Below are 1,435 nucleotides of genomic sequence, written 5' to 3' on the forward strand. Positions count from 1 at the left end.
GTGAAGTCATTGATGCCATGCTTCCAGGAAAAGCCTCTAAGCTTCAGATTGTAAGGAATCGTACCCCAAACCGACACAGGTGGTCGGGTAGAGAATACCAAGGCGCTTGAGAGAACTCGGGTGAAGGAACTAGGCAAAATGGTACCGTAACTTCGGGAGAAGGTACGCTCTCGACGGTGAAGTCCCTCGCGGATGGAGCTATTGAGAGTCGCAGATACCAGGTGGCTGCAACTGTTTATTAAAAACACAGCACTGTGCAAAATCGCAAGATGACGTATACGGTGTGACGCCTGCCCGGTGCCGGAAGGTTAATTGATGGGGTTAGACTTCGGTCGAAGCTCTTGATCGAAGCCCCGGTAAACGGCGGCCGTAACTATAACGGTCCTAAGGTAGCGAAATTCCTTGTCGGGTAAGTTCCGACCTGCACGAATGGCGTAATGATGGCCACGCTGTCTCCACCCGAGACTCAGTGAAATTGAAATCGCTGTGAAGATGCAGTGTACCCGCGGCTAGACGGAAAGACCCCGTGAACCTTTACTACAGCTTGGCACTGAACATTGACCCTACATGTGTAGGATAGGTGGGAGGCTTTGAAGCGCAGTCGCTAGATTGCGTGGAGCCGTCCTTGAAATACCACCCTTGTAGTGTTGATGTTCTAACGTCGACCCCTTATCGGGGTTGCGGACAGTGCCTGGTGGGTAGTTTGACTGGGGCGGTCTCCTCCCAAAGCGTAACGGAGGAGCACGAAGGTGGGCTAATCACGGTTGGACATCGTGAGGTTAGTGCAATGGCATAAGCCCGCTTGACTGCGAGAATGACAATTCGAGCAGGTGCGAAAGCAGGTCATAGTGATCCGGTGGTTCTGAATGGAAGGGCCATCGCTCAACGGATAAAAGGTACTCCGGGGATAACAGGCTGATACCGCCCAAGAGTTCATATCGACGGCGGTGTTTGGCACCTCGATGTCGGCTCATCACATCCTGGGGCTGAAGTCGGTCCCAAGGGTATGGCTGTTCGCCATTTAAAGTGGTACGCGAGCTGGGTTTAGAACGTCGTGAGACAGTTCGGTCCCTATCTGCCGTGGGCGTTGGAGAATTGAAAGGGGCTGCTCCTAGTACGAGAGGACCGGAGTGGACGAACCTCTGGTGTTCGGGTTGTGTCGCCAGACGCATTGCCCGGTAGCTAAGTTCGGGATCGATAACCGCTGAAAGCATCTAAGCGGGAAGCGAGCCTTGAGATGAGTTCTCCCTGATACTTTAAGTATCCTAAAGGGTTGTCGTAGACTACGACGTTGATAGGCAGGGTGTGTAAGCGTTGTGAGGCGTTGAGCTAACCTGTACTAATTGCCCGTGAGGCTTAACCATACAACACCCAAGGGGTTTTGATGGACTCAATGAAAGAACATTGAATGTGTAAGAACGAGAATTAAAAAAAC

At 52.1% G+C, this 1,435-nt stretch carries 1 rRNA gene (cut by a window edge); it reads left to right on the plus strand.

Features of this window, described 5'->3' with window-relative positions:
- A 23S ribosomal RNA gene (locus R7F67_RS23725) occupies positions 1-1,364 on the plus strand (it extends 1,568 nt beyond the left edge of the window).
- The last annotated feature ends 71 nt before the right edge of the window (positions 1,365-1,435 follow it).

The organism is Vibrio sp. YT-17 (assembly GCF_033337375.1).
Taxonomy (GTDB): domain Bacteria; phylum Pseudomonadota; class Gammaproteobacteria; order Enterobacterales; family Vibrionaceae; genus Vibrio; species Vibrio alginolyticus.